General features: G+C 66.5%; 23 protein-coding genes. 21 read left to right on the plus strand and 2 right to left on the minus strand.

Annotated elements, in window-relative coordinates:
* The first annotated feature begins 220 nt into the window (after nt 1–220).
* Nucleotides 221–1,984, plus strand: a complete 1,764-nt coding sequence (gene ftsH / locus ACZ45O_RS14735; RefSeq protein WP_464854023.1) for an ATP-dependent zinc metalloprotease FtsH — start codon at nt 221–223, stop codon at nt 1,982–1,984.
* A 240-nt stretch (nt 1,985–2,224) separates the two neighbouring features.
* Here ftsH and ACZ45O_RS14740 read toward each other — a convergent pair whose 3' ends face one another.
* On the minus strand, nt 2,225–2,611 hold the full coding sequence (locus ACZ45O_RS14740; protein ID WP_464854025.1) for an IclR family transcriptional regulator: 387 nt from the start codon (nt 2,609–2,611) through the stop codon (nt 2,225–2,227).
* 26 nt (nt 2,612–2,637) lie between these two features.
* Here ACZ45O_RS14740 and ACZ45O_RS14745 point away from each other — a divergent pair, with 26 nt between their 5' ends.
* From ACZ45O_RS14745 to ACZ45O_RS14775, 7 genes are all read left to right on the plus strand, one after another.
* Complete coding sequence (locus ACZ45O_RS14745; protein ID WP_464854027.1) at nt 2,638–2,898, plus strand: FAD-binding oxidoreductase; 261 nt, start codon at nt 2,638–2,640, stop codon at nt 2,896–2,898.
* A 238-nt stretch (nt 2,899–3,136) separates the two neighbouring features.
* Nucleotides 3,137–4,636: an SLC13 family permease gene (locus ACZ45O_RS14750; RefSeq protein ID WP_464854029.1), complete on the plus strand. Its 1,500-nt coding sequence runs from the start codon at nt 3,137–3,139 to the stop codon at nt 4,634–4,636.
* Between the two features lie 198 nt (nt 4,637–4,834).
* Complete coding sequence (locus tag ACZ45O_RS14755; protein WP_464854031.1) at nt 4,835–6,517, plus strand: ABC transporter substrate-binding protein; 1,683 nt, start codon at nt 4,835–4,837, stop codon at nt 6,515–6,517.
* 69 nt (nt 6,518–6,586) lie between these two features.
* A complete protein-coding gene (locus ACZ45O_RS14760; RefSeq protein WP_464854032.1) occupies nt 6,587–7,507 on the plus strand; it encodes an ABC transporter permease in 921 nt (306 codons plus the stop codon).
* Between the two features lie 16 nt (nt 7,508–7,523).
* On the plus strand, nt 7,524–8,432 hold the full coding sequence (locus ACZ45O_RS14765) for an ABC transporter permease (protein WP_464854034.1): 909 nt from the start codon (nt 7,524–7,526) through the stop codon (nt 8,430–8,432).
* Nucleotides 8,433–8,445: 13 nt separating this feature from the next.
* Complete coding sequence (locus tag ACZ45O_RS14770) at nt 8,446–9,399, plus strand: peptidase C39 family protein (protein ID WP_464854036.1); 954 nt, start codon at nt 8,446–8,448, stop codon at nt 9,397–9,399.
* 63 nt (nt 9,400–9,462) lie between these two features.
* Complete coding sequence (locus ACZ45O_RS14775) at nt 9,463–10,614, plus strand: aminotransferase class V-fold PLP-dependent enzyme (RefSeq protein WP_464854037.1); 1,152 nt, start codon at nt 9,463–9,465, stop codon at nt 10,612–10,614.
* A gap of 174 nt (nt 10,615–10,788) precedes the next feature.
* On the opposite strand, the gene ACZ45O_RS14780 is transcribed toward ACZ45O_RS14775, so the two are convergent.
* Complete coding sequence (locus ACZ45O_RS14780; RefSeq protein ID WP_464854039.1) at nt 10,789–11,601, minus strand: pyrroline-5-carboxylate reductase dimerization domain-containing protein; 813 nt, start codon at nt 11,599–11,601, stop codon at nt 10,789–10,791.
* A gap of 141 nt (nt 11,602–11,742) precedes the next feature.
* On the opposite strand from ACZ45O_RS14780, the gene prfB reads away from it, so the two are divergent.
* From prfB to ACZ45O_RS14845, 13 genes are all read left to right on the plus strand, one after another.
* Nucleotides 11,743–12,862 (plus strand): peptide chain release factor 2 gene (prfB, locus tag ACZ45O_RS14785; RefSeq protein ID WP_464854041.1). Its coding sequence is split into 2 segments (ribosomal slippage): nt 11,743–11,811 and nt 11,813–12,862, totalling 1,119 coding nucleotides; the frame shifts between segments, so codons are not numbered across the junction.
* Nucleotides 12,863–12,960: 98 nt separating this feature from the next.
* Nucleotides 12,961–13,374 (plus strand): hypothetical protein, encoded by a 414-nt coding sequence (locus ACZ45O_RS14790; protein WP_464854043.1) that lies wholly within the window; start codon nt 12,961–12,963, stop codon nt 13,372–13,374.
* Nucleotides 13,375–13,416: 42 nt separating this feature from the next.
* Complete coding sequence (locus ACZ45O_RS14795) at nt 13,417–14,154, plus strand: WecB/TagA/CpsF family glycosyltransferase (protein WP_464854045.1); 738 nt, start codon at nt 13,417–13,419, stop codon at nt 14,152–14,154.
* Between the two features lie 214 nt (nt 14,155–14,368).
* Nucleotides 14,369–15,058, plus strand: a complete 690-nt coding sequence (gene ftsE / locus ACZ45O_RS14800; RefSeq protein WP_464854046.1) for a cell division ATP-binding protein FtsE — start codon at nt 14,369–14,371, stop codon at nt 15,056–15,058.
* Complete coding sequence (gene ftsX / locus ACZ45O_RS14805) at nt 15,048–15,971, plus strand: permease-like cell division protein FtsX (protein ID WP_464854048.1); 924 nt, start codon at nt 15,048–15,050, stop codon at nt 15,969–15,971. Before ftsE ends, ftsX begins: the two co-directional genes overlap by 11 nt.
* Before the next feature lie 17 nt (nt 15,972–15,988).
* Entirely contained in the window at nt 15,989–17,149 is a 1,161-nt protein-coding gene (locus ACZ45O_RS14810; RefSeq protein ID WP_464854050.1) for a murein hydrolase activator EnvC family protein, read from the plus strand.
* 149 nt (nt 17,150–17,298) lie between these two features.
* Complete coding sequence (locus tag ACZ45O_RS14815) at nt 17,299–18,543, plus strand: S41 family peptidase (protein ID WP_464854052.1); 1,245 nt, start codon at nt 17,299–17,301, stop codon at nt 18,541–18,543.
* Between the two features lie 90 nt (nt 18,544–18,633).
* Nucleotides 18,634–19,317: a hypothetical protein gene (locus ACZ45O_RS14820; protein ID WP_464854053.1), complete on the plus strand. Its 684-nt coding sequence runs from the start codon at nt 18,634–18,636 to the stop codon at nt 19,315–19,317.
* Between the two features lie 120 nt (nt 19,318–19,437).
* Entirely contained in the window at nt 19,438–19,992 is a 555-nt protein-coding gene (locus tag ACZ45O_RS14825; RefSeq protein WP_464854055.1) for a hypothetical protein, read from the plus strand.
* 259 nt (nt 19,993–20,251) lie between these two features.
* Entirely contained in the window at nt 20,252–21,952 is a 1,701-nt protein-coding gene (locus ACZ45O_RS14830) for an ABC transporter substrate-binding protein (RefSeq protein ID WP_464854056.1), read from the plus strand.
* A 225-nt stretch (nt 21,953–22,177) separates the two neighbouring features.
* A complete protein-coding gene (locus tag ACZ45O_RS14835; protein ID WP_464854058.1) occupies nt 22,178–23,161 on the plus strand; it encodes an ABC transporter permease in 984 nt (327 codons plus the stop codon).
* 15 nt (nt 23,162–23,176) lie between these two features.
* Entirely contained in the window at nt 23,177–24,076 is a 900-nt protein-coding gene (locus tag ACZ45O_RS14840; protein ID WP_464854059.1) for an ABC transporter permease, read from the plus strand.
* A gap of 257 nt (nt 24,077–24,333) precedes the next feature.
* Nucleotides 24,334–25,998: an ABC transporter substrate-binding protein gene (locus ACZ45O_RS14845; RefSeq protein WP_464854060.1), complete on the plus strand. Its 1,665-nt coding sequence runs from the start codon at nt 24,334–24,336 to the stop codon at nt 25,996–25,998.
* Nucleotides 25,999–26,035: the final 37 nt, after the last annotated feature.

A 26,035-nucleotide genomic window follows, 5' to 3' on the forward strand; every position in this document is an offset into this window, starting at 1 on the left:
TGGGCGTCGCGGCATCGGCGACGCCCTTCTGCATGAACGCGAACCAATTCGCGCCAAGGAGCGCTCTCAAAGGCGGACTCGCGAGGGAACTTCGGTCGTCTAAATGTTTAAGGACAGGAAAGTACCACCACATGTCCAGCATCTCAGGTGGATCTAAGGAACGTTCGATATGCTGGGGATAGCCGCGTAGATGTGGTGTTCCAGAAGGAGGCTCCTCTATTTGAGTAGTGATCGAACGCGTGAAGTGACAAAGCGCATCCTGCTGGTGCTGTTCGCCCTCTGGCTCCTTCAGTTCGCCTTCTTCCCTCCCCTGGCCAGCCGGCCGGTGGAGTTGTCGTACTCTGCCTTTCTCGACGCCCTGGCTGACCGGCGGGTCGCCGAGGTGGTGATCACCGACCGGGTGCTGGAAGGCGAGTTCGTCAGCGGCGAGGCCTTCACGGTGACCCTGCCGGCGGAGACGACCGGCCTGGCGGAGCGGCTGGAGGAGGCGGGGGTGGAGCAGCAGTACAAGGTCGCCAGACAGCCGTGGTGGCTGGCGCTCCTGCCCACGGTGATCTGGCTGGGCGCGATGATCGGCCTGTTCGCGTGGGCCCAGAAACGGCAGGCCGGGGCGATGGGCCTCGCCCGGGGGGCCGTGAAGCCCCTGGCGCCGGGGGAGTCCACCGTCACCTTCGCCGATGTGGCCGGGGTGGATGAGGTGAAGGCCGATCTGGAGGAGATCGTCGACTACCTGCGCAACCCGGACAAGTACCGCCAGATCGGCGCGCGCATCCCCCGGGGCGTGCTGCTGTATGGTCCGCCCGGAACGGGCAAGACGCTGCTGGCCCGTGCCGTGGCCGGCGAGGCGGGGGTGCCTTTCTTCGCCCTGAGCGGCTCCAGCTTCGTCGAGCTGTTCGTGGGCATGGGCGCCTCGCGGGTGCGCGACCTCTTCGCGCAGGCCCGCAAGAACGCCCCGTGCATCATCTTCATCGACGAGATCGACGCCGTCGGCCGCCAGCGCGGCGCCGGCCCCGTGGCCGGCGGCCACGATGAGCGGGAGCAGACCCTCAATCAGCTGCTCACCGAGATGGACGGGTTCGGCGCCTACGAGGGCGTGATCGTCCTGGCGGCCACCAACCGGCCCGACGTGCTGGACCGGGCCCTGCTCCGCCCGGGGCGGTTCGACCGGCAGATTCCCGTCGGTCCCCCGGATGCGAAGGGACGAGAGGAGATCCTGCGGGTTCACGCCGCGGGAAAGCAGCTGGACCCCTCCCTGGACCTGGCCGCCATCGCGAGGCGCACTCCGGGCTTCACGGGGGCGGACCTGGCCAACCTGCTGAACGAGGCGGCCATTCTCGCCGTGCGCCGGGGGCGCAAGCAGATCACCATGAACGAGATCGACGAGGCCATCGACCGGGTGGTGGCCGGCGGCCCGGCCCGGAAGGGGCGGATGATCCGGCCCGAGGAGAAGCGGCGGATCGCGGTGCACGAGGCGGGCCACGCCCTGGTGGCCACCCTGACCCCGGGCGCCGACCCGGTGCAGAAGGTGACCGTCATCCCGCGCGGCCGGGCGGGCGGTTTCACCCTCACCGCTCCCGAGGAGGACCAGATGCTCTACACCCGCTCCGAGCTGGAGGCCCGGCTGAAGATGATGCTGGGCGGCCTGGCCGCCGAGGAGGTGCTGATGGGCGAGCGGTCCACCGGCGCCCAGGATGACCTGAAGCGGGCGACCCAGATCGCCCGGGAGATGATCAGCCGCTACGGCATGGGCGAGTCGGTGGGCCTGATGTCCGTGCCCGAGGCCGACTGGCCAGGCGTCCAGACCGTTTCCCAGGAGTCCGCCGCGGCCATCGAGCGCGAGGTGCAGTCGGTGCTGGACCGGCTGTACCGGGAGGTCCGGCGCCTGATCGAGGCCAACCGCGACCGCCTGGTGGCCCTGGTGGTTGAGCTGTCGGACCGCGAGACCCTGGACGGCGATGAGGTGCGCCAGATTCTGGGCGCCTGATCCGAAGCCTGCCGCAACAGGCCGACATTGGCGAAGTCCCCCGAACCTGTCTCCTGCGGACGGGTTCGGGGGACTTGCGCGAGACGGGGCCGCGTGCGGCTGCAGCGGGGATCGTGGCGGATACAAAGCGCTATGGCGGGCAAACCGCACGATCAATAAGTGGTGACACAAAAGGCTCATACCTAGACTTTATGAGGATACCTCGGGTTTGTGACAACAGAGGATGGTGAACCGATGGCGTCAGGGGTTGCGGGCCCCCAGCGCCATCGAAACCTCCTGCGCGCTGGCGACGATCTTCCGGGCCATGTCCGGCACCCGGCTGAGGGGCAGCCGCTCGGCCGGCCCCGAAGCGGACAGCGCAGCCACCACGCGTCCGGTGTAGTCGTAGATGGGCGCGCTGACGCAGCGCACCCCCAGATTCGTCTCCTCATCGTCCACGGCATAGCCGGGCGTCCGCACTTCCTCCAGCACCCGGCGCAGCAGTTCCGGCTGTGTGATGGTGCAGGGGGTCTTGCGCTCGAGCGTCATTCGCCCGATGAGGTTCTCCCGGTCCGCCTGGATATCGGCGTGCCCATCAGCAAGGTGCCCAAGGCGCTGATCCGCCTGCAGGAGATCAGCCGCGAACACGACATCCCCATCATCACTTCGGCCACGTGGGCGACGGAAATCTGCACGCGGGCGTCGTGGTGGACTTCCGCGACCAGGAACGGCTGAAGAAGGCGGCCGAGGTGGCCGACATCGTGCAGCGCATGACGATTGAGATGGGCGGAACGACGACGGCTGAACACGGCGTGGGCTCGGCCAGGGCGCAGTATATGGAAGCAGAGCACGGCCCCGCCCTGGAAGTGATGCGGGCGATCAAGCGGGCCCTGGACCCGAAGAACATCATGAACCCCGGCAAGATGGCGCTGTGAGCGCCGGTTCTGTGCGCAGGGCTGCCCTCTCGGGCGGCCCTGCCTTGCTGAGGGCCGATCCAGGCATGACCGGGCCAGGTTTTTTTGTACTGTTGACGAGAATGGACCAGAGACCGTACACTATGCCTATAGAAATTTACCATATCCTCACAAGTAATCTGTGTTTTGAACGAAGCGCTTAAATCCCGAATGCGCACCTGCAGGGTCTGGCACAGTACAGTAGGGGAGGCGAATAACCGTGCCTGCGGAGCACACGAAGCCGGCGGCTGAGGGTGAGCAGCAGCCGCCCTGGAATCTGGGCCAGAAGATCGGGCTGGTACTGGGCCCTGCGCTGTGCCTGCTCATCTACCTGTTGTTCCGGCCCGCCGGCCTGGAGCGCGAAGGCGTGGCCGCGCTGGCCGGCACCGCCTGGATCTCGGTCTGGTGGGTGACCGAGGCCGTCCCCATTCCCATCACCAGCTTGCTGCCCGTCGTCCTCTTTCCGGTGCTGGGCCTGGGGTCGGTCGGGGATGTGGTGGCATCGTACGCCGACCCGACCATCTTCCTGTTCCTCGGGGGGTTCATCATCGCGGTGGCCATCGAGCGCTGGCGGCTGCACCGGCGCATCGCCCTCGCCGTCATCAGCCGGATCGGCACCAACCCGCCCCGGCTGGTTCTGGGCTTCATGCTGGCCACCGGCGTCATCTCCATCTTCATCTCCAACAGCGCGACGGCGATGATGATGCTGCCCATCGGCCTTGCCGTCATCAACCAGATCACCGAGCTGCGCCGCAGCGGCGGCGCGGAGGTGGACACCGAGAAGAGCAACTTCCCGGCGCTGATCATGCTGGCCATTGCCTACGCGGCCTCCATCGGCGGCGTTGGCAGCATCATCGGGTCGCCTCCCAACGCGATCATGGTGGGCGTGGCGGCCTCTGCCCTCGGCATCGAGATCAGCTTCTTCGACTTCATGCTGGTGGGAATACCAATTTTCCTGGTCTATACGTTCATCGCGTGGCGGATCATGCTGCGGGTCATGCCGCCCGGCTTCAACGACGTTCCCGGCAGCCGGGAGTTCGTGCGCCAGCAGCTTGCCGAACTGGGACCGATGAGCAACGAGGAGTGGAAGGTGCTCGGCGTCTTCGGCACCGCCGCGCTGCTGTGGATCATCTACCCGTTCTTCCTGAAGGGCGTGGTTCCTGGCATCAGCGACGCGATGGTGGCGATCTTCGGCGCCCTGCTGCTCTTCGTCATTCCCAGCAGCCGCGGCAGGGGCGAGTTCCTGCTGGATGGATCGGCCATGAAGCGGATCCCCTGGGGCGTGCTCCTGCTCTTCGGCGCCGGCTTCAGCGTCGCGGACGCCTTCCAGACGACGGGTGTGGCCGAGTGGCTGTCCGGCTTCCTGGCGGGCCTGGAGGGGGCGCCGTACATCCTGATTGTCCTGGCCGTCGCCGCCATGCTGGTCTTCCTGACCGAGATCACCTCCAACACCGCGATCGCCGCCATCTTCATGCCCATCATGGCGAGCCTGGCGGCTGCGCTGAACGTCGCGCCGACCGGCCTGATGATGGTGGCCGCCCTGGGCGCCACGCTGGCGTTCATGATGCCCGTGGGCACGCCGCCCAACGCCATCGCCTTCAGCACGGGCTACGTGACCATCCGGCAGATGATCAAGGTAGGCTTTTTCCTCAACCTGGCCTCCATCGCGACGATCACGCTTTTCGGCTACTTCTGGATCCCGCTGGTCTGGGGTCCGTAATCGAGCGCAAAAAACCGCCCCGGCGCTGGCCGGGGCGGTTTTTCGCGCCGCAAACCGAGCTTGTGACGATCGTATTTTGTATATTCTCGCTAGAGGGAAGAGGATTACAACGGTTGATGAGGAAATCTCATGTCACTACAGACCGGGGAACGCACAGAGGGGGAAGCTCCCGGTCATCACATGGGGAGGGGTTGCAGAATGAAACGTCCCTTGCGTCTGACCGCGCTGCTCCTGGCCGTGGCCATGCTGGCCCTGGCCGCCTGCTCGAAGCCGGCGGAGACCGACGGCGGCGGGGCCGACGGCGCGGCCACGTCGCAGAACGGATCGAGCCAGGGAGGAACGAGCACGCCCGAGCCGGCAGACAGCGGGCCCAGACGGGGACCCAACGGAGAGGTTTACGGCGGCACCTACCGGATGGCCATCGGCTCCGAGCCGGCGGTGATGGATCCGCAGCTCGACACCACTCTGCAGGTGTACCGGCTGGCCCGGAACGTGTTCAACACCCTGGTCCGGTACAAGGGTGAAACCCTGGAGCTGGAGCCCGAGCTGCTGGCCGAGATGCCCACCGTTTCTGAGGACGGGCGCACGTACTACTTCCGGCTCCGCGAGGGCGTGAAGTTTCACAACGGGGACGAGCTGACCACGAAGGACGTGAAGTTCACGATCGAGCGCATGCTCAACCCCGCGACGATGGCCAAGAACACGTGGGTGTTCCACGACATCGTCGGCGCCGACGAGATGCTGGACGGCACGGCCACCGAGCTCGCCGGACTGACGATTACGGGCGACTACACCTTCGAGCTGACCTTGAAGGAGCCCTTCGGCCCCTTCCTGACCAACCTGGCGACCGCGCCGGCCTCGATTCTGCCAGCCGACTACGTCACCGAGAAGGGCGAGGCCTTCGCCCGCGAACCCGTCGGCACCGGCCCCTTCCGTCTGAAGGAGTGGCGGCCCAACGAGCTGATCGTGCTGGAGCGCAACCCTGACTACTTCGAGGACGGCTACCCGTTCCTGGATGCCATCGAGTACCGGGTCATCGCCGACGAGTCGACCCGCTGGATGGAGTTCGAGGCGGGCAACCTCGACAGCAACGACATCCCGTCGGTGGAATGGCAGAACGTCATCTCTTCCGACAGGTGGAAGCTGTGGGAGACCACGACCCTGAACACCTACTACGTCGCCCTCAACCACAAGTTCTTCCCCGACAAGCGGGTGCGTGAGGCGGTCTCGCTGGCCATCGACCGGCAGAAGATCATCGACACCATTCACAACGGCACCGGCGCCGCCGCCATCGGCCTCACCCCGCCCGGGATCGTCGGCGCCCTGACGGATGCCCCCGGGTTCCCCTACGATCCTGACCGGGCGCGGCAGCTCATCCGGGAGGCCGGCGCCGAGGGGCTGACCATTACCGCGTGGCAGCGGGGCGGCGAAAAGGTGACGGACACGAACCTGGCGATCCAGCAGATGCTGAGCGAGGTCGGCCTCAACTACGAGGTGGAGATCTACGACTCGGCCACGTACGCAGCCGCCCGCTCCCGCGGCGAGATTCCGGCGAACCAGGGCAACTGGTACGCCGACTACCCGGACCCGGACAACTTCCTCTGGACCTTCTTCCACTCCTCGAGCTCCACGGCGATGTCGGTCTCGGTGAGCGATCCTGAGGTCGACGCCATCCTGGAGCGGGCCCGCGTGGACACCGATCAGGCGCGGCGCTCCCGTGACTACCAAGAGCTGGAGAAGCGGATGCTGTACGAGGAGTATGCCATCATTCCGCTGTGGCACCTGAAGTCGTACTTCGTCAGCCAGCCGAACGTGCACGGCTTCCAGCTGAACCCTGTCTTCGTGTACGACTACAAGACGGTCTGGAAGGACGTCAACTAACACTGCAGCCATCGGGCGGTGGGGGCCTGGCCGGGTCCCCACCCCGATTGGCAATCGGGGAGGATCGCCTTGCTCGCATACATCGTGCGCCGCCTCTGGGCGGGCATTCCCGTCCTTCTGGGGGTCAGTGTCATCACCTTCATCCTGATGCACGTGGTTCCGGGCGACCCGGTGAGCGTCGCCTTCGAGAAGAAGGCGGACCCGGCCACCATCGAGCGCATCCGCCGGGAGATGGGGCTTGACCGCCCGCTGCCGGTGCAGTACGCCGATTTCGTCGTAAAGGCCCTGCAGGGCGATCTGGGCAGGTCGTTTCAGACGCAGCAGCCTGTGATGAACATGATCCGCAGCGCGATGCCCGCCACCCTGAAGCTGACCGCGTCGGCCGTTCTGGTCTCCGTCGTCATCGGCGTTCCCATCGGCATCCTGTCGGCCCTGAACCGCGGGACGGCCGTCGATTACATGGCGACGGTTACGGCCCTGTCCTTCATCTCTGCCCCGGTGTTCTGGGTGGCCATGGTGGCGCAGCTGTTCTTCGGCTACCGCTGGGGCGTGCTGCCGATCTCGGGCTTTGACACGCTGAAGCACCTGATTCTGCCGGCCCTGGTGCTGGGCACGCGCTATGCGGCCTCAATCGCCCGGTACACGCGCTCCTCCATGCTGGACGTGATCAGCCAGGACTACATCCGCACCGCCCGCGCCAAGGGGCTCAGCGGGCGTGTGGTGGTCTTCAAGCACGCGCTGAAGAACGCCCTCATTCCGGTGACGACGGTGGTGGGCCTGGAGATTGGCGGGTTGCTCACGGGCTCCATCCTCACCGAGTCGGTGTTCGGCATTCCCGGCCTGGGGCTCGTCACCATCCGGGGGCTGAATGCGCTGGACTTCCCGGTCATTCAGGCCACGGTGCTGCTCACCGCCGTGATCTTCGTGGTGATGAACATCATCGTGGACATCAGCTACTCGCTGATCGATCCCCGCATCCGCATGACCTGAGAAAGGAGCAGAAGCCATGGCTGCATCCGCGCAGGTCCACGCACCTGCCTCCGCAAAGGCCGAGCCCCGGAGCCGAACGGCCTGGGACCGCCTGCGGCAGCACAAGCTGGCGATGGCGGGCCTGGGCTTCATCATCCTGCTCATCATCATGGCCGTGCTGGCTCCCGTGCTGGCCCCGGCAGACCCGAACCAGCAAGATCTTTTCATGAAGCTGGCCAAACCCGGCACCCCGTTTGATGAGCTGGGGGAGGGCACCTACTGGCTGGGCGCGGATCAGCTGGGCCGCGACGTGCTCTCGCGGGTGATCTACGGCGCGCGCGTCTCCCTGCTGGTGGGCTTCGTCGCCGAGGCCATCGTGCTGGTGATCGGCGTGACGATGGGCGCCCTGGCGGGCTACTACGGCGGCCGGGTGGACCGGATCATCATGCGCACGGTGGACGTGCTGTTCGCCTTCCCCGACCTGCTCTTTGCCATCGCGATCATGTTCGCTCTGGGCCGGGGCCTGCTCAACCTCTTCATCGCCCTCTCCGTGGTGGGCTGGGCCGGCATGGCTCGCCTGACGCGCAGCCAGGTGCTGGCCCTGAAGGAGCGCGAGTTCGTGGAAGGGGCCCGGGCTGCGGGGGCGCGGGACGCGCACATCATCTTCCGGCACATCCTGCCCAACGCGCTGGGGCCGATCATCGTGGCGGTCACCCTGGGCATTCCCGGCGCCATCATGAGCGAGGCGTCGCTCAGCTACCTGGGGCTCGGGGTGCAGCCCCCCACGGCGACCTGGGGCTCCATGATCTACGAGGGCAAGTCGTACCTGAAACATGCGCCCTGGATGTCGCTGGCCCCGGGCGCGATGATCATGCTCACCGTGCTGGCGTTCAACCTGCTGGGCGACGGTCTGCGCGACGCCCTGGACCCCCGCACCAAGAAGTGAGGAGGCACGGCTTGTGGCGCTCTATTCCTGTGATTCCTTCGCGGCCGGCGACCACGCGGGCACCCGGCCGGCCCCGGACGGGCTGGCGGGAGACGGCGTCTGGACCGGCCCCGTGGCGGAGGCGGCGCCCTTCGACTGGGCGGTGGCCTCCTGGAACGGCCGGGGCGATCTGATCGAGGTCTTGCTGCGGGTCCGTGTGAGCGGCGCCTGGTCCCCGTGGTTCAGCTTCGGCCGCTGGTCCTCGACCGGCCCGCGGGCCTCTGTCGCCGGCCAGGCGCATGAGCCCTTCGGGCGTGTCGACACCGACACGCTGCTGCTTGCCCGCCCGGCCGACGCGTACCAGTTCCGTGCACAGCTGCGGGGGGCCGCTCTGCAGCGGCTCTGGCTCGCCACCGCCATGAAGGACGAGCGTTCGGACGAACCGCCCCACAAAGCGGCCTGGGGGGTGGACCTGGATGTGCCCCTGCGCTCGCAGATGGTCTACCCCGACGGCGGCAACGTCTGGTGCAGCCCGACCTCGCTCGCGATGGTGATGGCCTACTACGGCCACGTCGAGTCGATTCCCGACGAGACGGTGCCGGGGGTGTACGATTCGGTCTACGACGGCCACGGCAACTGGCCGTTCAACACTGCCTACGCCGCCACCCGCGGCTTCCGGGCGTACGTGGACCGGTTCGGGGGGTTCGCCGATCTGGAGCGGTGGATCGCCCGGAGCCGGCCGATCATCGCCACCGTAGCGTATGATCGGTCGTGGCTGCCGAACGCGCCCATCGCGCGGACCGCGGGCCACATCCTGGTGGTGCGGGGCTTCACCGCCGAGGGCGACGTGATCGTGAACGACCCCGCCGCGCCCACGGATGCCGAGGTGAGACGGGTCTACCGCCGGGACCTGTTCCGGCGGGCCTGGCTGGACCGGAGCGGCGTGGTCTACGTGCTGGAGCCCCAGTCCTCCGCCGCGGGAGTATAATAGGATCTGGCGTAACCAGCGGGAAGCCTGCTGTGTTCCCAGGAATGCCCGGGAGGTGCTTGCATGGACAAGTTGACCCACATACGTTCCCAGTTGCCCGCCCTCAGCGCCCAGGTTTACCTGAACACCGGGACGGCCGGACCGCTGCCGGAGCCGGTGCGCGCGGCCATGGTGGAGTCGCTCGCGGCCCAGGCCGCCGAGGGGCGCATCGCCACCGACTACTATGTGAAGCTGAGCAAGCTGAAGGCCGATGTCCGGGCGCAGCACGCGGCCATGCTCGGCTGCGAGCCCGACGAGATCGCCCTCACGCAGAACACGACCGACGGCATGAACCTGGTCACGCTGGGCGTGAACTGGCAGCCCGGCGACGAGGCCATCACCACCAACCTGGAGCACCCCGGGGCGCTCTTCCCGCTCTTTGCGGCGCGGGAGCGGTACGGCATCACCATCAAGATCGCGGACGTGCTGGACCGGCCCGCGGATGCGGCGGCGGTGATCGAGCGGCTGATCACCCCGCGGACGAAGCTGATCTCCCTCTCCCACGTCTCCTTCATCACCGGGGCCGTGCTGCCCATCCGGGAGATCGCCGAGGCGGCCCACCGTCACGGTGTGCCGGTGCTGGTGGACGGGGCGCAGTCCTTCGGCGCCATGCCGGTGAACGTGAAGGAACTGGGGGTCGACTTTTACGCGGTGACCGCGCAGAAGTGGCTCTGCGGCCCGGAGGGGGCCGGCGCGCTGTACGGCTCCCGGGCGGCGGCCGCACAGCTGCGCATCACCTTCGCCGGGTACGGCACCGCGCAGGCCTACGATATGTACAGCGGGCTGCTGCCCAAGGGCGGTGTGCAGAAGCTGGAGCAGGGCACGGTGCAGCCCGCGAACCTGGCGGGCCAGCTGGCCGCGTGCCGCTGGCTGTCCCAGGAGGTGGGAATGGACTGGGCGTACGAGCGGATTCGCCGCCTGGCCGCCACGGCCAGAGAGCTTCTGGCCGCGGTGCCCGGGGTGACCGTGCTCACCCCCGCCGAGACGGCCGGCCTGGTCTCGTTCCAGGTGGAGTCCGACGCCGACCGGGCAGTGAAGGCGCTGGCCGAGCAGGGCATCATCATCCGCACCGTGCCCCACCCGCGCAGCCTGCGGCTCTCGGCCGGCTTCTACAACACGGAGGAGGAACTGGAGCGGCTGGCCGCGGCGCTGAAGCCGCTGGCCGGCGGGCGATAGGTGGCCGGGTTCGTGCGTGCTGTGGATGGGGGACCGTACCCGGGTAATGCGCTTTGTTCGTACTTGCTGTGGGCGGGGGACCTGTAGTAAGGCGGCGTCACCCACAGCCAGGCAGAACAGAGCGGAAGGCCGGGCAGAAGGGGGGCCGTGCAGGCGCCTGGCGACCGGCGAAGACTAGAGCAGCAGTCCCCTCCGCTTGGCGGCCTCGTGTTCGGCCGTGGCGGCGAGCACCTCATCCCAGAGGCCGTCCAGCCGTGTTCGCATCGCCGCAATCCCGGCAGCGGTCACGCCGCCGGGGGTGGAGACCCGGTCGATGATGTCCGCGAAAGTGTAGCCGGTCTGTTCCATCAGCTCGCAGGTGGCCCGGGCCGTCTCCCGCACCATTGCCGCCACGTCCTCGCGGGAGAGGGCCGGGGCCTTTGCGCGCGCCGCGTCGGCCAGCGCCTGGAACACGAAGCTGAGGAAGGCAGGGCCGCAGGAGGTCAGGTCGGAGGCGGTGCGCACCGCCTCCTCCGGGATCACGTACGGGCGGCTGATGGTCTCCATCATCCGCACGAGCAGGGCGCGGTCCCGGTGGGTGCAGCGCTCGCCGAAGACCAGCAGGGAGGCCCCGCGGCCGACGGTCTGGACGACGGAGGGGATCACCTTCGCCACACGGGCAGGGGTCCGCGCCTCCAGCATCGCGAGCGTGAGCGTGTTGTTGATGATCACCAGCAGGTGGTCCCCGGTTATGTACGGCTCGATCTCGTCCAGCACGGCTGCCGTCTCTCCGGGCTTCACGCAGAGAAAGAGCACGTCGGCCCGGCGGGCGAGGTCGCCGCCCCCGAACGCCGCCTGCACCCCGGGCAGCGCCTCCGTCACCCGCTTCCGCTTCTCCGCCGTGCGGGACCAGATCAGGACCTCCCCGGGTTCCAGTGCGCCCGCCCGCACGAGGGCGGTCACCAGCAGCCGCCCCATGTTGCCCATGCCGATGAAGCCGACTTTCACAGGCAGACCCTCCCGAGCGCAGTTCACTGCTAGCCAGGGTATTCGGCCGGGTGCAGACCGGTCACCCACGAACGAATTGCCTGCGCGGGATCGCCGGTGGTACAATGCAGAGCGCGACAACGTACGAGGAGGCGGTTTGCCATGTATGACGAGCTGACCCGCCGCGCGCAGCGTATGCGCGACAGACTCGCAGAACTCAGGAGGTCTCTTTGACCTCGACAGAAGGCTTGAGGAGATCGCGGCGCTGGAGCACCAGATCTCGGCGCCTGACTTCTGGAACGACCAGGAGGCCGCCCGGCGGGTGACCCGCAAGGTCGCCCACCTGAAGGCGCCGGTCGAGCAGCTGCAAGCCTACGAACGCCGGCTGGAGGATCTGGAGGTCATGATCGACCTCGCCGAGGAAGGGGCCGACGCCGAGATGGCGGCGGAGGCGCAGGCCGAGGCAGACGCCCTGGAGCAGCAGGTGCGGCAGTTCGAGCTGCAGGTGCTGCTGAACGGGAAGTACGATGCCTACAACGCCATTCTCACCATTCACGCCGGAGCCGGCGGCACCGAGGCGCAGGACTGGGCGGAGATGCTCCACCGCATGTACGTGCGCTGGGCCGAAGATCGCGGCTACAAGGTGGAGGAACTGGACCGGCTGGCGGGCGACGAGGCCGGCATCAAGTCGGTCACCATCGCGGTGCGGGGGCCGTATGCCTACGGCTTCCTCAGGCCGGAGATGGGGGTGCACCGCCTGGTGCGCATCTCGCCGTTTGACGCTTCCGGCCGGCGGCACACCTCGTTCGCCGCGGTGGAGGTCATGCCGGAGATCGAGGAGGACGTGGAGGACATCCAGATCCGCCCCGAGGACCTCCGCATCGACACGTACCGGGCCAGCGGCGCGGGCGGCCAGCATGTGAACAAGACCGAGTCCGCGGTGCGGATCACCCACCTGCCCACCGGCATCGTCGTCTCCTGCCAGCAGGAGCGCTCGCAGATGCAGAACCGGGCGGTGGCGATGACGATGCTCCGCTCCAAGCTGGTGGAGCTGAAGCTCGAGGAGCAGAACAAGGAGATGGCCCAGATTCGGGGCCCGCAGATGGAGATCGCCTGGGGCAGTCAGATCCGCAGCTATGTCTTCCAGCCCTACACCATGGTGAAAGACCACCGCAGCGGGGTGGAGGTGGGCAACGTCCAGGCGGTGATCGACGGCGATCTCGACCCCTTCATCTACGGGTACCTGGAGAAGCGGGCGCACGGCGAGCTTTCCCGGCCCTGACCGGGGCGCTCGCCTGAAACCCGCGCCCCCGCGGGGTCGTCAAACGCACAGCGGAGCGTTTCACAGCGGAGCTATTTAAGGAAGGGAGCGAACTCCGGATGCCGCACCGATGGAGGACCCTGTCGCTGCTGGTGGCTGCGGCGCTGGTCGGTGGCCTGCTGGTGGGCCGCGCGACGGCGCAGAGCGCAGAGCCGGGTACCGGCGGCGACCCGCTGGTGAGCAAGTCTTATGTGGACCTGTTGGCGCTCTACCGGGTCGAGGAGGTTCCCGCGGGCAGCAGGGTGCTGGGCGAGGCCGGCACCGAGCTGGTGCTGCGCGGCGGCCGGGCGACGGCCATCACCTCGGAACTGGGCGGGCTGCTGGATGTGACCGCCGGGGCCGACATCCGGGAAGGCGCCCGGATTTCGCCCAACCACCTGATCGTGGTCCCGCGCGATGACGGGCGGGGCTTTTACGCCGAGACCGACCTGATCCTGATGGTGAAGGGCCGGATTACCATTGTGGAGCCGTAGGCCGCACGGGCCGGGGCGCTCCAGAGACCGGTGGCGGATGACATGAAGCGCGTGCAGATTCTCAGCATTGCCGTGGATGCGGTGACGATGGCCGAGGCCGTGGAGCGGTGCCTCGGCTTCATTGACGCGGGCGGCCCGCACCTGGTGGTGACGCCGAACGCGGAGATCGCCGACAGGGCCGGCCGGGACCCGGAGCTGGCCGCCATCATCAACGGGGCCGACCTGGTCGTGCCGGACGGCATCGGCATCGTGCTGGCGGCGCGGCTGCTGGGCGACCCGATCCCCGAGAAGGTGGGAGGGGCCGACCTGGCCACCAACCTGCTGAAGGCCCTGAACAGCCGGGGCAGGGGGCGGGTCTTCCTGCTGGGCACCCGGCCCGAGGTGGTGGAGGAGGCCGCCCGCCGGGTGCAGGCGGCGTATCCCCGCATTGAGGTGGTGGGCTGGCGCGACGGCTTCTTCCGGCCCGAGGAGGAGGGTGAGGTCGTCGCGCAGATTCGGGCCGCGCGCCCGGACGTGCTCTTCGTCGCCCTGGGCTCGCCCAAGCAGGAGCGCTGGCTGCACTTGCACCTGCCCAAGCTGGGGGTGCCGCTGGGGATGGGAGTCGGCGGCACCATCGACGTGTGGGCCGGCGCCGTTCCGCGCGCGCCGGAGTGGATGCTCAGGGCCAACCTGGAGTGGCTCTACCGCATCGTCCGGCTGCGGAGGCTGAGGCGCAGCCTTCCCCCCCTGGTGCGCTTTGCCCTGGCGGTGCTGCGGGCCCGCATGGGGCGGCGCGATTGACTGCTGCAGCACAGGACCCACCCGGCCTCACCGGGTGGGTCTGACGTGTTCTGGAAGGCTATCCAGAAATGGCATGCCCTAGAATTTCACCACTAGGAAGGGAAGGTCTGCTTCCCCGTCGAAGTTCCTGGTAAAGTTTCACGTTACACATTCGGATTATGAAGGATCGAAGGTCTCCGCAGCGTATAGGAAGTAAGCGGTGGGGTGATCCCGCGTGATCCAGCTAATCAACGTCACCAAAGTTTATCCTCATATGAAAGCTCCTTCCCTCGATGGCGTCAACCTGCGGGTTGAGCGGGGGGAGTTTGTCTTTTTGGTCGGGCCGTCCGGCGCCGGCAAGTCGACGCTCATGAAGCTGCTCTACCGGGAGGAGCTGCCGACATCGGGCCAGGTGATTCTGGACGGCAAGGACGTGGCGCGCCTGCCCAGGCGGGCGGTGCCCTACCTGCGCCGCAGCATCGGGGTCATCTTCCAGGACTTCAAGCTGCTGCCGGAACGCACGGTCTTTCAGAACGTCGCCTTCGCCCTGGAGTGCACGGACGTGCCCCGGCGGGAGATCGCGCGCCGGGTGCCGGCCGCGCTCGAGCTGGTGGGCCTGCGCCACAAGAGCCGCGCCCTGGCGGCAGAGCTCTCCGGGGGGGAGCAACAGCGGGTGGCCGTGGCGCGCGCCATCGTGCGGAACCCGGTGCTGGTGATCGCCGACGAGCCCACCGGAAACCTGGACCCAGAGAACACCTGGACCATCATGAACCTCCTGAACCAGATCAACCAGATGGGGGCCACGGTGGTGGTGGCCACCCATGCGGCCGAGATCGTGGACAGCATGAAGAAGCGCGTCATTGCCCTGGAGCGGGGTCGCGTGGTGCGCGACGAGAACAGGGGGACCTACGGCTATGAGTCTTAGGGGATGGGTCACCGCGCTGCGCGACGCCCTGCGCAACACCGCACGCGGCAATGTGATGTCGCTGGCTTCCATGCTCTCGGTCGCGGTCACCCTGCTCGTGCTGGCCGTGGTGGTGCTGCTGGCCGTCAACCTGGAGGAGATGGCCGCCACGGCCGAGAGCCAGGTGGAGATCAAGGGCTACCTGTGCACGGCCCGGCGCGAAGAGGTGAAATGCGGCCAGCGGGATCTGACCGAACAGGAGATTGAAGCCATTCTGGCGGGCATTCGCGGCCTGCCCGACGTGGAGACGGTCACCTTCCTCAGCCGCCACGAGGCCTTGGAGGAGATGAAGCGGGCCGACCCCGCCCAGGCCGAGATCCTCAGCGGCTACGAGGGCGATGAGAATCCCCTCTCCGACGAGGTGTATGTGAAGGTCTCGGATGTCGAGCGGGTGGCCGAGGTGGCGGAACAGATCCAGGCCATGCGCGGGGTAGCGAAGGTGGACTACGGCAAGGAGATCGTCGCCGACCTGCTGGCGTTTACCCGCGCGGTGCGCATCGGCGGCCTGGGGCTGGTCCTGCTCCTGCTGTTCGCGACGGTGCTCACGCTCTCCAACACGATTCGCCTCTCTGTCTACGCCCGGCGGCGTGAGATTTCCATTATGAAGCTGGTGGGCGCCACCGACTGGTACATCCGGCGGCCGTTCGTGCTGGAGGGCATGCTCCTCGGCGCCCTGGGCGCCGCCGTGGCCAGCGGCGTCGTGGCCTGGGGCTACATCAGGCTGGCGCCGGCGATTCAGGAGTCGGTTCCGTTTCTGCCGGTGGTGAGGCCTGAGCTGATCCTGACCGATCTGACGCTGGCCCTGCTGGGCCTGGGCGCCGTGCTGGGCGCTGTGGCCAGCTTCTTCTCGCTCCGCCGTTTCCTGAACGTGTGATGGGGGTGTCGGTCGCGATGCATAGACGGTTTCGCTGGGCCCTGGTCGTCCTCGCCGCACTGCTCCTGAACATGGCCCTGCCGCTCCAGCCCTTCTCCGCGCAGGCGAACGACATCCGGGCGCAGCTGGAGCAGGCGCAGCGCGATCTGGAGGCCGTGCGGCAGAAACAGGCGGAGCTGCAGAACGCCCTGGCCGACGTCGCCTTCCAGGCCGAGGAGGCGGAGGCGCAGCTCAGGCTCGTGGAAGCGGAACTGGTGGCCGCCAACGCCAACCTGGCGGTCATCACCGCCGAATATGAGGAGGTCTCGGCCGAGCTGGAACAGGTGGAGGCCGAGGTGGCCGATGCGCAGGCCCGCTACGACGAGAAGCGGGAGATCCTCGGCAACCGCATCCGCGCCATTCGGGAGAACGGCCCGGTGGACAGGCTCTCCGTGCTCTTCGGCGCCGCGAGCTTCCGCGAGTTCATCAGCCGCGCGGAGATTCTCAAGATGATCGCGCAGAAGGACCGCGAGCTGGTGGAGGAAGTGAAGGCGGAGAAACTGGCCCTCGAGGAGAAGCAGCGGCAGGTCGAGGGCCGCAAGATCCGGCTCGCCGCCCTGAAGGCGGAGGCGGAGGAGTACCAGGCCACGGTGGTGGCGAAGCGGGTCGAGCGGGAACAGGTGTCGCGGTCGCTGGAGGACCGGCGGGCGGCCCTGGCTGCGCAGCTGGACGAGATGGAGTGGTACAGCCAGCAACTCGCCGAGCAGGTGGCCGCCCTGGTGCGCGAGCTGAACCGGCAGGCCGGCGTCTTCGCCCCCATTCCGCCGGTGACCCCGGTCATCATCACGGACCACTTCGGCATGCGCTGGCACCCGATTCTCGGCGTGCAGCGCATGCACTACGGCACCGACTTCGCCGCCAACTGGGGGCAGACCGTCTACGCCATCGAGGCGGGCGTGGTGCTGCAGACCAGCTACGACGACGTCTTCGGCAACCTGGTGATCATCGACCACGGCGGCGGCATCACTTCCTGGTACGCGCACAACAGCTCGATCATCGTCTCGGAGGGCCAGGCGGTCAGCCAGGGCGACCCCATTGCCTACGCCGGCTCAACCGGCTGGTCGACGGGGCCCCATGTGCACCTGGAGATCCACGTGAACGGCGAGCGGAAGGACCCGCTGGACTATATCAAGTGGTAGACAGGCGGTGAGAAGGGGCTCGGACCGCTGCTGCGGCCCGGCCCCTTTTGGCATTGTGCAATGTCGTTTGACCACGAAGGAATGTGCAGAGTATACTCCTAGTCAGGCCCTGATACACATGGGGGAGAGGCTTGTTTCCAAGAGAGAGGATGACGCTGCACATGGACGAGCGCCGCATGGGATTCGGGCTGTCGCTGCTCCTGGTCGCGGTGACGGGCGTGGTCAGCTACGTCGCCGGGGCGTTCGGCTGGCCGCCGGCCGTCCATCAACAGGTATCGCACCTGAAAGACCGGCTGCCTGTGGTCGGTCAGACGTCGTCGGCGCTCCAGGTGGAACGGCTGGAGGAGGTCATGCGGGCCATCCAGGGGCAGTACGTGGAGCCGGTCGACGCGGAAACCCTGAACGTCGGCGCGCTCCGGGGCATGGTCGAGGCGCTGGGTGACCGGTACTCGAGCTACTTCACGCCCGAAGAGTACCGGTCGTTCGTCCAGGGCTTTGAGCCCACCTTCAGCGGCATCGGTGTGACGGTGGAGATCTCCCAGAAGACCGGCCTGCTCACCGTGGTCTCGCCCATCAAGGGGAGTCCGGGCGCGCAGGCGGGGCTGCGCACCGGCGATGCGATCATCGAGGTGGACGGCCGGGACATCACCGGCATGAGCCTGAACGAGGCCGTCGCGCTGATCAAGGGACCGAAGGGCACCCAGGTCCGGCTGCTGGTCAAGCGGGAGGGCGAGCCCGAGCCGCTGGAGTTCGTCATCACCCGCGACACCATCACCGTGCCGGTGCTCGATTACCGCATGCTCGACCAGGCAGCGGGCATCGGGTACATCCAGCTGTACGAGTTCAGCAAGAAGGGCGCCGCCGATCAGGTGAGGGAGGCCATCGCCGACCTGCGGAGTCAGGGCATGACCCGGCTCATCTTCGACGTGCGGCAGAACCCGGGCGGCCTGCTGGATGAGGTGGTGGAGATCGCCTCTCTCTTCCTGCCCACCGGCGACCCGGTGGTCCACATCGTGGAGCGGGGCAAGGAGCAACGGGCGCTGACGGCCCGGGAGGCGGAGCCGTGGGATCTGCCCCTGGTGGTGCTCATCGACGGCGGCAGCGCCAGCGCGTCGGAGATCCTGGCCGGCGCGGTGAAGGACGCCGGCGTCGGCACCCTGATCGGCGAGAAGACCTTTGGGAAGGGCTCCGTGCAGACGTTCTGGAGGCTGCAGGACGGCTCAGGGATCAAGCTGACCACGGCCAGGTACCTGACCGCCGGCGGCCACTCCATCGACGGCCAGGGCGTGGCGCCGGACATTGAGGTCGGCAACCCCGACCGCATCTTCCCCGGCGAGCCCGGCGACCCGCAGCTGGAGGCCGCGATCCGGCACATCCGGCAGATGAAGCGGTGACGAACGACCGCCCCGGACCAGATCCGGGGCGGTTTTTCTGCGTTCACCTTTGGGCGCGTCTGCACATACCCTGCAGACAGGGGTGAACCTATGGCGAGCAACACAGATGCGACCGCCGGGACGGAGATGACCGTGATACCGGGTCCGATTCGGGGCGGCCACTGCCCGGCCCCGCGGGAGATCGTCGTGGTGGACGCCCGGAAGGTATTTGACTTCTGTACGCAGGAAGACCTGCTGGAGCGCTGCTTCACCATTCCGGAACTGGGCGCTCATGGGTCCGTACTTAGCTGCCGCATCACGGACATCCGCTGCGAGGAGGTCGCCGACCGGCAGCCGGTGCACCAGGGGGACGACGGCCGGGCCGTGGTCTCCATTCAGACCACCCTGACGCTCAGGCTGAGGGTGCTGCCGGATTCGGGCGAACGGCCGATCGTGGTGGAGCGGACCATCACCTTCCCCAAGCGGGTGGTGCTGTGCGCGCCCGACGGCACAGACGTGACCTGCGACGTGGAAGGGACCTGCATCTGCACGGTGCAGCCGGACGCGGCCGAGGGCGAGCCCAACGTCTGCTGCACGATTCAGCTCTGCACCGTGCTGACCGTCACCGCCGATGTGAAGCTGCTGGTGCCCGCATTTGGCTCCGTACGCCCCCGCAGGTGCCCTTCCGGGGCCTCGCCCCAGGGCTGCCCGCCCGAGGTGGAGGACTGCGACCCGCCCGTGGTGCGGCTGCCGATCCGCCGGCGGGACCGGGAGTGCGGCTGTGGAAGGGACTGAACGCACCGGCGCCGGGAACCCGGCGCCGTTTGCGCGCGCCTGCGCCCAGGGACCAAAGCGTCACCGCGCAACATAACATGGAATGGGTCTGACCTGGGTTGGGCCAGAGGAGGTTCGTGTGTGGACGACAGGCGCGATGTAGTCTGCATCGAGGCGAAGAAGATCCTGGATTTCTGTGTGCAGCGGCACCAGGTGGAGCGCAGCTTCCCGGTGAGCGGCATTGCCGATGGCACCGACGTGGAGGTCGACTGCCACATCGATACTCACGACATCTCCTGCAGGGAGGTGGCGGACCGCAAGCCAGCGGACCACCACGGGAAGAAGGAACTGGTCTGCCTGGCCATTGAGGTGCCGGTGACTTTGCGGCTGATCAACCGCAGGAGCGGGAAGACTATCCGCAGGCTGAACCGACGGGTGATGGTGCTGAAGCAGGTGGCGCTTTTCATGCCGCACGGCTCCGAGGTTCAGTGCGACGTCACCGCTGACTGCTGCTGCGTCTTCGATGCGGAGAACGATGAGGTTCGGTGCGTGTTCGACTTCTGTGTCGCCATCAAGTCCAAGGCCACGGTGGAGGTGCTGGTGCCGGTGCTGGGCGACTGCCCTCCCAGGGAGTGCCGCCACGACGAGGGGATCTGCCGGCCGGCGCACGGGCGGTTCCGGTCTGGCTGGGATTGATGGCGAACCGAGCCGGGGCGAGCCGACTCGCCCTCGGTACACAGTCATGGAGATGGCCGCGCGGCGCCCTGACACATACGTTTCCCCCATCCGAGCCGAATCAGGCAAGTTTCGCATGTCAATTTCGGAGCATCACGAGTAGGGGTAATATAAGAACTTCAACAGACATGCAATTTAGCTGAACCAGAACCACACATCTTACCGTCTCATTAACGCCTATACAAAACAAAGGCACAACGACGAAGGGGGATAACACACGATGCGCATCAGCCGCAGGGCTGCATCGCTGCTGAGCCTGCTGGTCGTGGCCGGCCTGGCTCTGTCCGCATGCGGTCCCAAGCAGGATCCGACTCCGCCCGGAAACAACGGGGGCGCCCAGAACGAGCAGCCGGCCCCGTCGACCGGCCAGCCGGCCGTAGGCGGGAATTTGAATCTGGTGCTGGAGAAGGAGCCCGACAGCTTCAACTCCATCCTCTACACCACCGCGTACGGCGCCGAGATCGTCACGCAGCTGTATGCGACGCTGTTCGAGTTCAACGAGAAGTACGAGCCCACGCCGTACGTCGCGGAGTCCTGGGAGATGTCTGAAGACCAGCTGACGCTCTCCATCAAGATCCGGGAGGGCATCAAGTTCACCGACGGCACCGACCTCGACGCGGAGGACGTGGCCTTCACCCTGGAGGCCATCATGCACCCCGACTACACCGGCGCCCGCGCTTCTTCCCTGCGGGACGTGGAGTCCATCGAGGTCGTGGACAAGCACAACCTGAAGATCCACCTGAAGAAGCCTTCGGCCCCGCTGCTGACCAACATCAACTACGGCATCCTCTCCAAGGAGGCCTTTGAGGGCTACTCCATCGCGGAAATGGAGAAGGCCCCGGCCAGCATGGACGCGCCGGTCGGCGCCGGCCCGTACAAGCTGAAGGAGTACGTCCGCGGCCAGTACGTCGTGATGGAGCGGAACCCCGACTGGTTCATGTCTGAGCAGTACGGCGGCGCCCCCTTCATCGAGACGCTCACCTTCAAGATCATCCCCGACTCCCAGACCGCCCTGGCCGCCCTGCAGAACGGCGAGATCGACCGGCTGACCCCCGAGGCGTCTGACGTGGCGATGCTGGAGACCCAGTTCGCGGACAAGCTGACCGCCTACAACTGGGACCGCAACGGCTTCGGCTACATGACCCTGAACAACAGCAAGGCGCCGCTGGATGACAAGCGGGTCCGGCAGGCCCTGACCCTGGGCCTGGACCGTGAGGCGATCATCACCGGTGTGCTGGAGGACCGTGCGACCATTCCTCCCGGCCCGATCCCGCCGATCTCGTGGGCGTACGACGACTCCATCGAGGTCCTGGAGCGCGACGTGGAGAAGGCCAAGCAGTTGCTCGAGGAGGCCGGCTTCGTGATGAACGAGAGCACCGGCATCTACGAGCGGGACGGCGAGCCGCTGAAGCTGACGTTCTTCGCCGGCGCGGGCGCCACCACCACCGAGGCCATCGGCGCGATCGCCCGCTCCAGCTGGAAGGAGATCGGCGTCGACCTGGACGTCCAGATGATCGACTTCAACGCCATGATGGACAACTACGTGGCTCCGGGCAAGTTCGACGTGACGTTCAGCGCCTTCAACCTGGGTCTCGACCCCGACTCCATGTTCAACCTGTTCCACAGCTCCGCCGGCCAGCCGGACGCGAACGGCAACGTGCTCGGCTTCAACAGGGCCCGGTTCTACAACGACCGGGTGGACGAACTGCTGGAGAAGGCCCGGGAAGAGTTCGACCCGGAGAAGCGCAAGGAGTACTACTCCGAGTTCCAGCGGATCGTGGTTGACGAGGCGCCGGTGATCATGGTCTACTCCAACGTCTACACCGACTTCGTCAACAGCCGGGTCAAGGGCGTTGTGAACTTCCCTGGTTTCGGCGCCACCAGCGACTACATCTACCGCTGGTACATCAACGAGAAGTAGGCGGCCGTTCCGAGTCTGTGAGTGTGGGTTGCGCGCAGGGGTGGGTTTCGCACTCACACCCTGCCCGGCCCACACTCACACTCCTAAATACGTCATTTATCCACCATTCACCACGAAAACTTCCGCATAGCCTCTTGTAATCCAGGCCCTGGCGCTTGAGTCGGGCGCACCGCTCACTCTCACCGCCCACCGCTCACTACTCACTGGTAATAGGGGTGATACCCGATGGGCCGCTATCTGTTAAAGCGCGTATTGAATATGATCCCGCTGCTCATCCTGGCGACCCTGCTCTCATTCAGCATCATGCAGCTGGCCCCGGGCGGCCCGGAGAAGGTATTGCTCGCTGCCGAGGACGCGACCCTCGATCCGTCTCGCATCGAAGAGCTGCGGGAGCGGTGGGGCCTGAACGATCCCATTCCCGTGCAGTACGTGCGCTGGCTGGGGAATGTGCTCACCGGCGACTTCGGCCGCTCGTACTTCTACCGCAAGCCGGTCTCCGAGGTGATCGGCTCGGCCTTGCCGGCGACGCTCCAACTTCAGTCCATCGCGCTGTTCCTCACCTACCTGATCGCGCTGCCGCTGGGCATTATCTCCGCCGTGCGGCAGTATTCGAAGCTGGATTACGCCGTGACCGGGCTGGCCTTTGCCGGGCAGGCGGCGCCGAGTTTCTGGGTGGCCATCCTGCTGATCTGGGGCGTGGCGATGAAGTCCAACGGCCTCATCCCCACCAACGGCATCGCGACCCCCGGCGTGAATTTCGAAACTTACGGCTGGCTCTCGGTGCTGGCCGACCGGGCTAAGTACATGATTCTGCCGCTGACCGTGATGGTCTTCGGCAGCCTGACCAGCCTGACCCGATACATGCGCTCCTCCATGCTTGAGGTTCTGAAGGAGGACTACATCCGCACCGCCCGGGCGAAGGGTCTGGCAGAGAAGGTCGTGGTGTACAAGCACGCGCTGCGGAACGCGCTTCTGCCGGTGATCTCGATTTCCGGCGGCCTGCTCTCGTCGATGGTGGGCGGCGCCGTCATCACGGAGACGATCTTCTCCTGGCCGGGCATCGGCCGCGTCGGCTTCGACGCGGTGACGCAGCGTGACTACAACGTGTCCATGGCCATCATGCTGATGTCCGGCGTGCTGACGCTCATCGGCTTCCTGCTGGTCGACATCGCCTACGTGTGGGTCGATCCGCGCATTAAGTACGACTGATGGGGGGTGCTTGCGATGGCGGTCGCGGCTGAACAGAAGACCGATAAGCTCTATGGGCAGGCGCCGAAGGAGACCACGCAGTTTCAGCAGATCGTGCGGCGCTTCCTGCGCAACAAGGCAGCGGTGGTCGGCCTCATTGTCCTGCTGCTCATGTATCTGGTGGCGATTTTTGCGCCGTACCTGGCCAGCGAGTCCCTGGACGCGATGAACATTCCGGCCCGCTTCACGCCGCCGAGCCTGGAGCACCCCTTTGGAACGGACAACCTGGGGCGCGACGTGCTCTCGCGGATGATCTGGGGCTCCCGCGTTTCGCTTTCGGTGGGCTTCGTGGCCATGACCATGGCCGTGGCGATCGGCTCGCTGGTGGGCGCTGTCGCCGGCTTCTACGGCGGCACCTGGATCGACATCCTGCTGATGCGCCTTGCCGAGGCGATCTCGATCATTCCGGTCTTCTTCCTGCTCATCACGGTGGTGTCTGTCATCAGGCCATCCATCTTCAACATCATGCTCGTGATCGGCGTGACGTCCTGGCCCGGCCTCGCTCAGATCGTGCGCTCGCAGTTCCTGAGCCTCAGGCAGCGCGATTTCACCGAGGCCTCCCGCGCCATGGGCGCCAGCGACGCCCGCCTGATCTTCCGGCACATCCTGCCGAATGCCGCGGGACCGATCATCGTGTCGGCGACCCTCCGCATCGGCAGCGCGATTCTCACGGAGTCGAGCCTCTCCTTCCTGGGTCTGGGCACCCAGCCGCCCCTGACCTCCTGGGGTCAGATGCTCTCCCAGGGCCGGCCGTTCCTGCTTCAGGCGCCGTGGGTTTCGATCTTCCCCGGACTTGCGATCTTCATCGTGGTCATCTGCTTCAATTTCGTCGGCGACGGCCTGCGCGACGCCCTCGATCCGAAGATGAAGCGATAATGGAATTGTGCGAGAATGCCCCGGGCATGAGCCCGGGGCTATTTTGTGTGCAAAAATGGCCGAACAAATATACGAGTTCTTCAGATATACTAGCGCAAAAAGAAATATGACAGTAGGTCTCAAAGAGGAAATTCGGGTGAACCGATGAATCAATGCGGTAGTCTGATGAATAGCACCACACAGAGGAGGTCAAGGGAGAAGCGATGAGAAAGAACCGCAGGTCCCTCGCCGCAGCAGCCGTACTGCTTGCGCTCACGATGGTTCTGGCTGCTTGCGGCCCCAAGGAGTCCGCTCCGCCCGCCAGCCCCGGCACCGAGCAGCAGGGCGGCACGCAGACCCAGACTCCGTCCACGTCCCCGTCTGATACCCCGTCCAGCGGGCCCAAGGTCGGCGGTGAGCTGAACCTCCGGCTGAACCAGGACCCCGACAACCTGAACCCGATCCTGTCCTCGTCCGCCTACGGCTCGGCGATCTACGGCCTGGTCTACTCCAGCCTGTTCGACTTCGATGTCGACTGGTCGCCGAAGGGCGACCTGGCCGAGAGGTGGGATACCCTGGACGACGGCCTGACCTTCCGGGTCAAGCTGCGTGAGGGCGTCCTGTTCCACAATGGCGAGGAGCTGACGTCCGAGGACGTCGTCTTCACGATGAAGGCGATCAAGCACCCGGACTACACCGGCCCGCGTGCGGCCTCGCTGGCCTCCGTGGAGGACATCGTCGCCGTTGACCGCTATACGGTGGACTTCAAGCTCAGCGAGCCCTTCGCGCCGATCTTCACCAACATCAACTACGGCATCCTGCAGGCGAAGCTCTTCGAGGGCACCGAGATCGGCGACCTGGAGAACCATCCGGTGACCTGGGAGCCCATCGGCACCGGCCCGTACAAGTTCAAGGAGTACGTGCGCGGGCAGTACGCCCTGCTCGAGCGGAACCCTGACTGGTTCCGGAGCGAGGAAGAGGGCGGCGCCCCCTTCATCCAGACCATTCGCATGAAGGTCATCCCGGACGACCAGACCGCCCTGGCGGCCCTGGAGAACGGTGAGCTCGACGTCGAGACGCCGACCCCCGCGGAGGTGAAGCGGCTGCTCACCGAGTACGAGGGCCGGTTGATGCCGGTACAGTACGAGCGCAACGGCTGGGGTTACATCCTGATCAACACCACGAAGGAGCCGCTGACTGACGTCCGTATCCGGCAGGCTCTGACCTACGCCCTGGACCGCGAGGCCATCGTTCAGGGTGCCCTGGACGGCGAGGCCGTCGTGCCGCCTGGTCCGCTGCCGCCTGTTTCGTGGGCCTACAAGCCCGACCTGCAGACCATCGGCTACGATCCGGCCAAGGCTGAGCAGCTGCTCCAGGAGGCCGGCTTCACCAAGGGCGCCGACGGCATCTACCAGAAGGACGGCCAGCCGCTGAAGCTGACCCTGTACGCCTCGTCCGGCTCCAGCCTGATCGAGGCCCTGACCACGATGGCCCGGCAGATGTGGCAGGATGTCGGCATCGACGTGACGGTCCAGCTGATGGACTTCAACGCGATGAACGAGAACCATCTGCAGCCCGGCAATTATGACATGGCGTTCCAGGCCTTCAACCTCGGCCTCGATCCTGACAGCCTGTACGCGCTCTTCCACGGCAGCCTGGCTAAGCCTAACGCCGCGGGTCTCGTGACCAGCTTCAACCGGATGCGGTATGACAACCCCGAGGTCAACGCCCTGCTCGAGGAGGGCCGCCGGGAGTCCGATCCTGATAAGCGCAAGGAGATCTACGGCGAGGCGCAGCAGATCATCGTCAACGACGCACCTGTCATCCTCATGTACTCCAACCTCTACACCGACTTCCACACCCCGCGGGTGAAGGGCATCGTCAACTTCCCCGGCGCCGGTGCTACCCTGGACTACCTGTACCAGTGGTGGATCGACGAGTAACAGCCTGAACCGCATGCACTACGGGAGTGGGGGGCGC

This window comes from Symbiobacterium turbinis, assembly GCF_055383075.1.

Excerpts from the sequence above, each read along its gene's own strand:
- ACZ45O_RS14810 (WP_464854050.1), top strand. The coding sequence starts at position 15,989 with ATGCATAGACGGTTTCGCTGGGCCCTGGTCGTCCTCGCCGCACTGCTC.
- ACZ45O_RS14845 (WP_464854060.1), top strand. The coding sequence starts at position 24,334 with ATGGTTCTGGCTGCTTGCGGCCCCAAGGAGTCCGCTCCGCCCGCCAGC.
- ACZ45O_RS14790 (WP_464854043.1), top strand. The coding sequence starts at position 12,961 with ATGCCGCACCGATGGAGGACCCTGTCGCTGCTGGTGGCTGCGGCGCTG.
- ACZ45O_RS14775 (WP_464854037.1), top strand. The coding sequence starts at position 9,463 with ATGGACAAGTTGACCCACATACGTTCCCAGTTGCCCGCCCTCAGCGCC.
- ftsX (WP_464854048.1), top strand. The coding sequence starts at position 15,048 with ATGAGTCTTAGGGGATGGGTCACCGCGCTGCGCGACGCCCTGCGCAAC.
- ACZ45O_RS14830 (WP_464854056.1), top strand. The coding sequence starts at position 20,252 with ATGCGCATCAGCCGCAGGGCTGCATCGCTGCTGAGCCTGCTGGTCGTG.
- ACZ45O_RS14755 (WP_464854031.1), top strand. The coding sequence starts at position 4,835 with ATGAAACGTCCCTTGCGTCTGACCGCGCTGCTCCTGGCCGTGGCCATG.
- ACZ45O_RS14795 (WP_464854045.1), top strand. The coding sequence starts at position 13,417 with ATGAAGCGCGTGCAGATTCTCAGCATTGCCGTGGATGCGGTGACGATG.
- ACZ45O_RS14840 (WP_464854059.1), top strand. The coding sequence starts at position 23,177 with ATGGCGGTCGCGGCTGAACAGAAGACCGATAAGCTCTATGGGCAGGCG.
- ACZ45O_RS14815 (WP_464854052.1), top strand. The coding sequence starts at position 17,299 with ATGACGCTGCACATGGACGAGCGCCGCATGGGATTCGGGCTGTCGCTG.
- ACZ45O_RS14820 (WP_464854053.1), top strand. The coding sequence starts at position 18,634 with ATGGCGAGCAACACAGATGCGACCGCCGGGACGGAGATGACCGTGATA.
- ACZ45O_RS14835 (WP_464854058.1), top strand. The coding sequence starts at position 22,178 with ATGGGCCGCTATCTGTTAAAGCGCGTATTGAATATGATCCCGCTGCTC.
- ACZ45O_RS14765 (WP_464854034.1), top strand. The coding sequence starts at position 7,524 with ATGGCTGCATCCGCGCAGGTCCACGCACCTGCCTCCGCAAAGGCCGAG.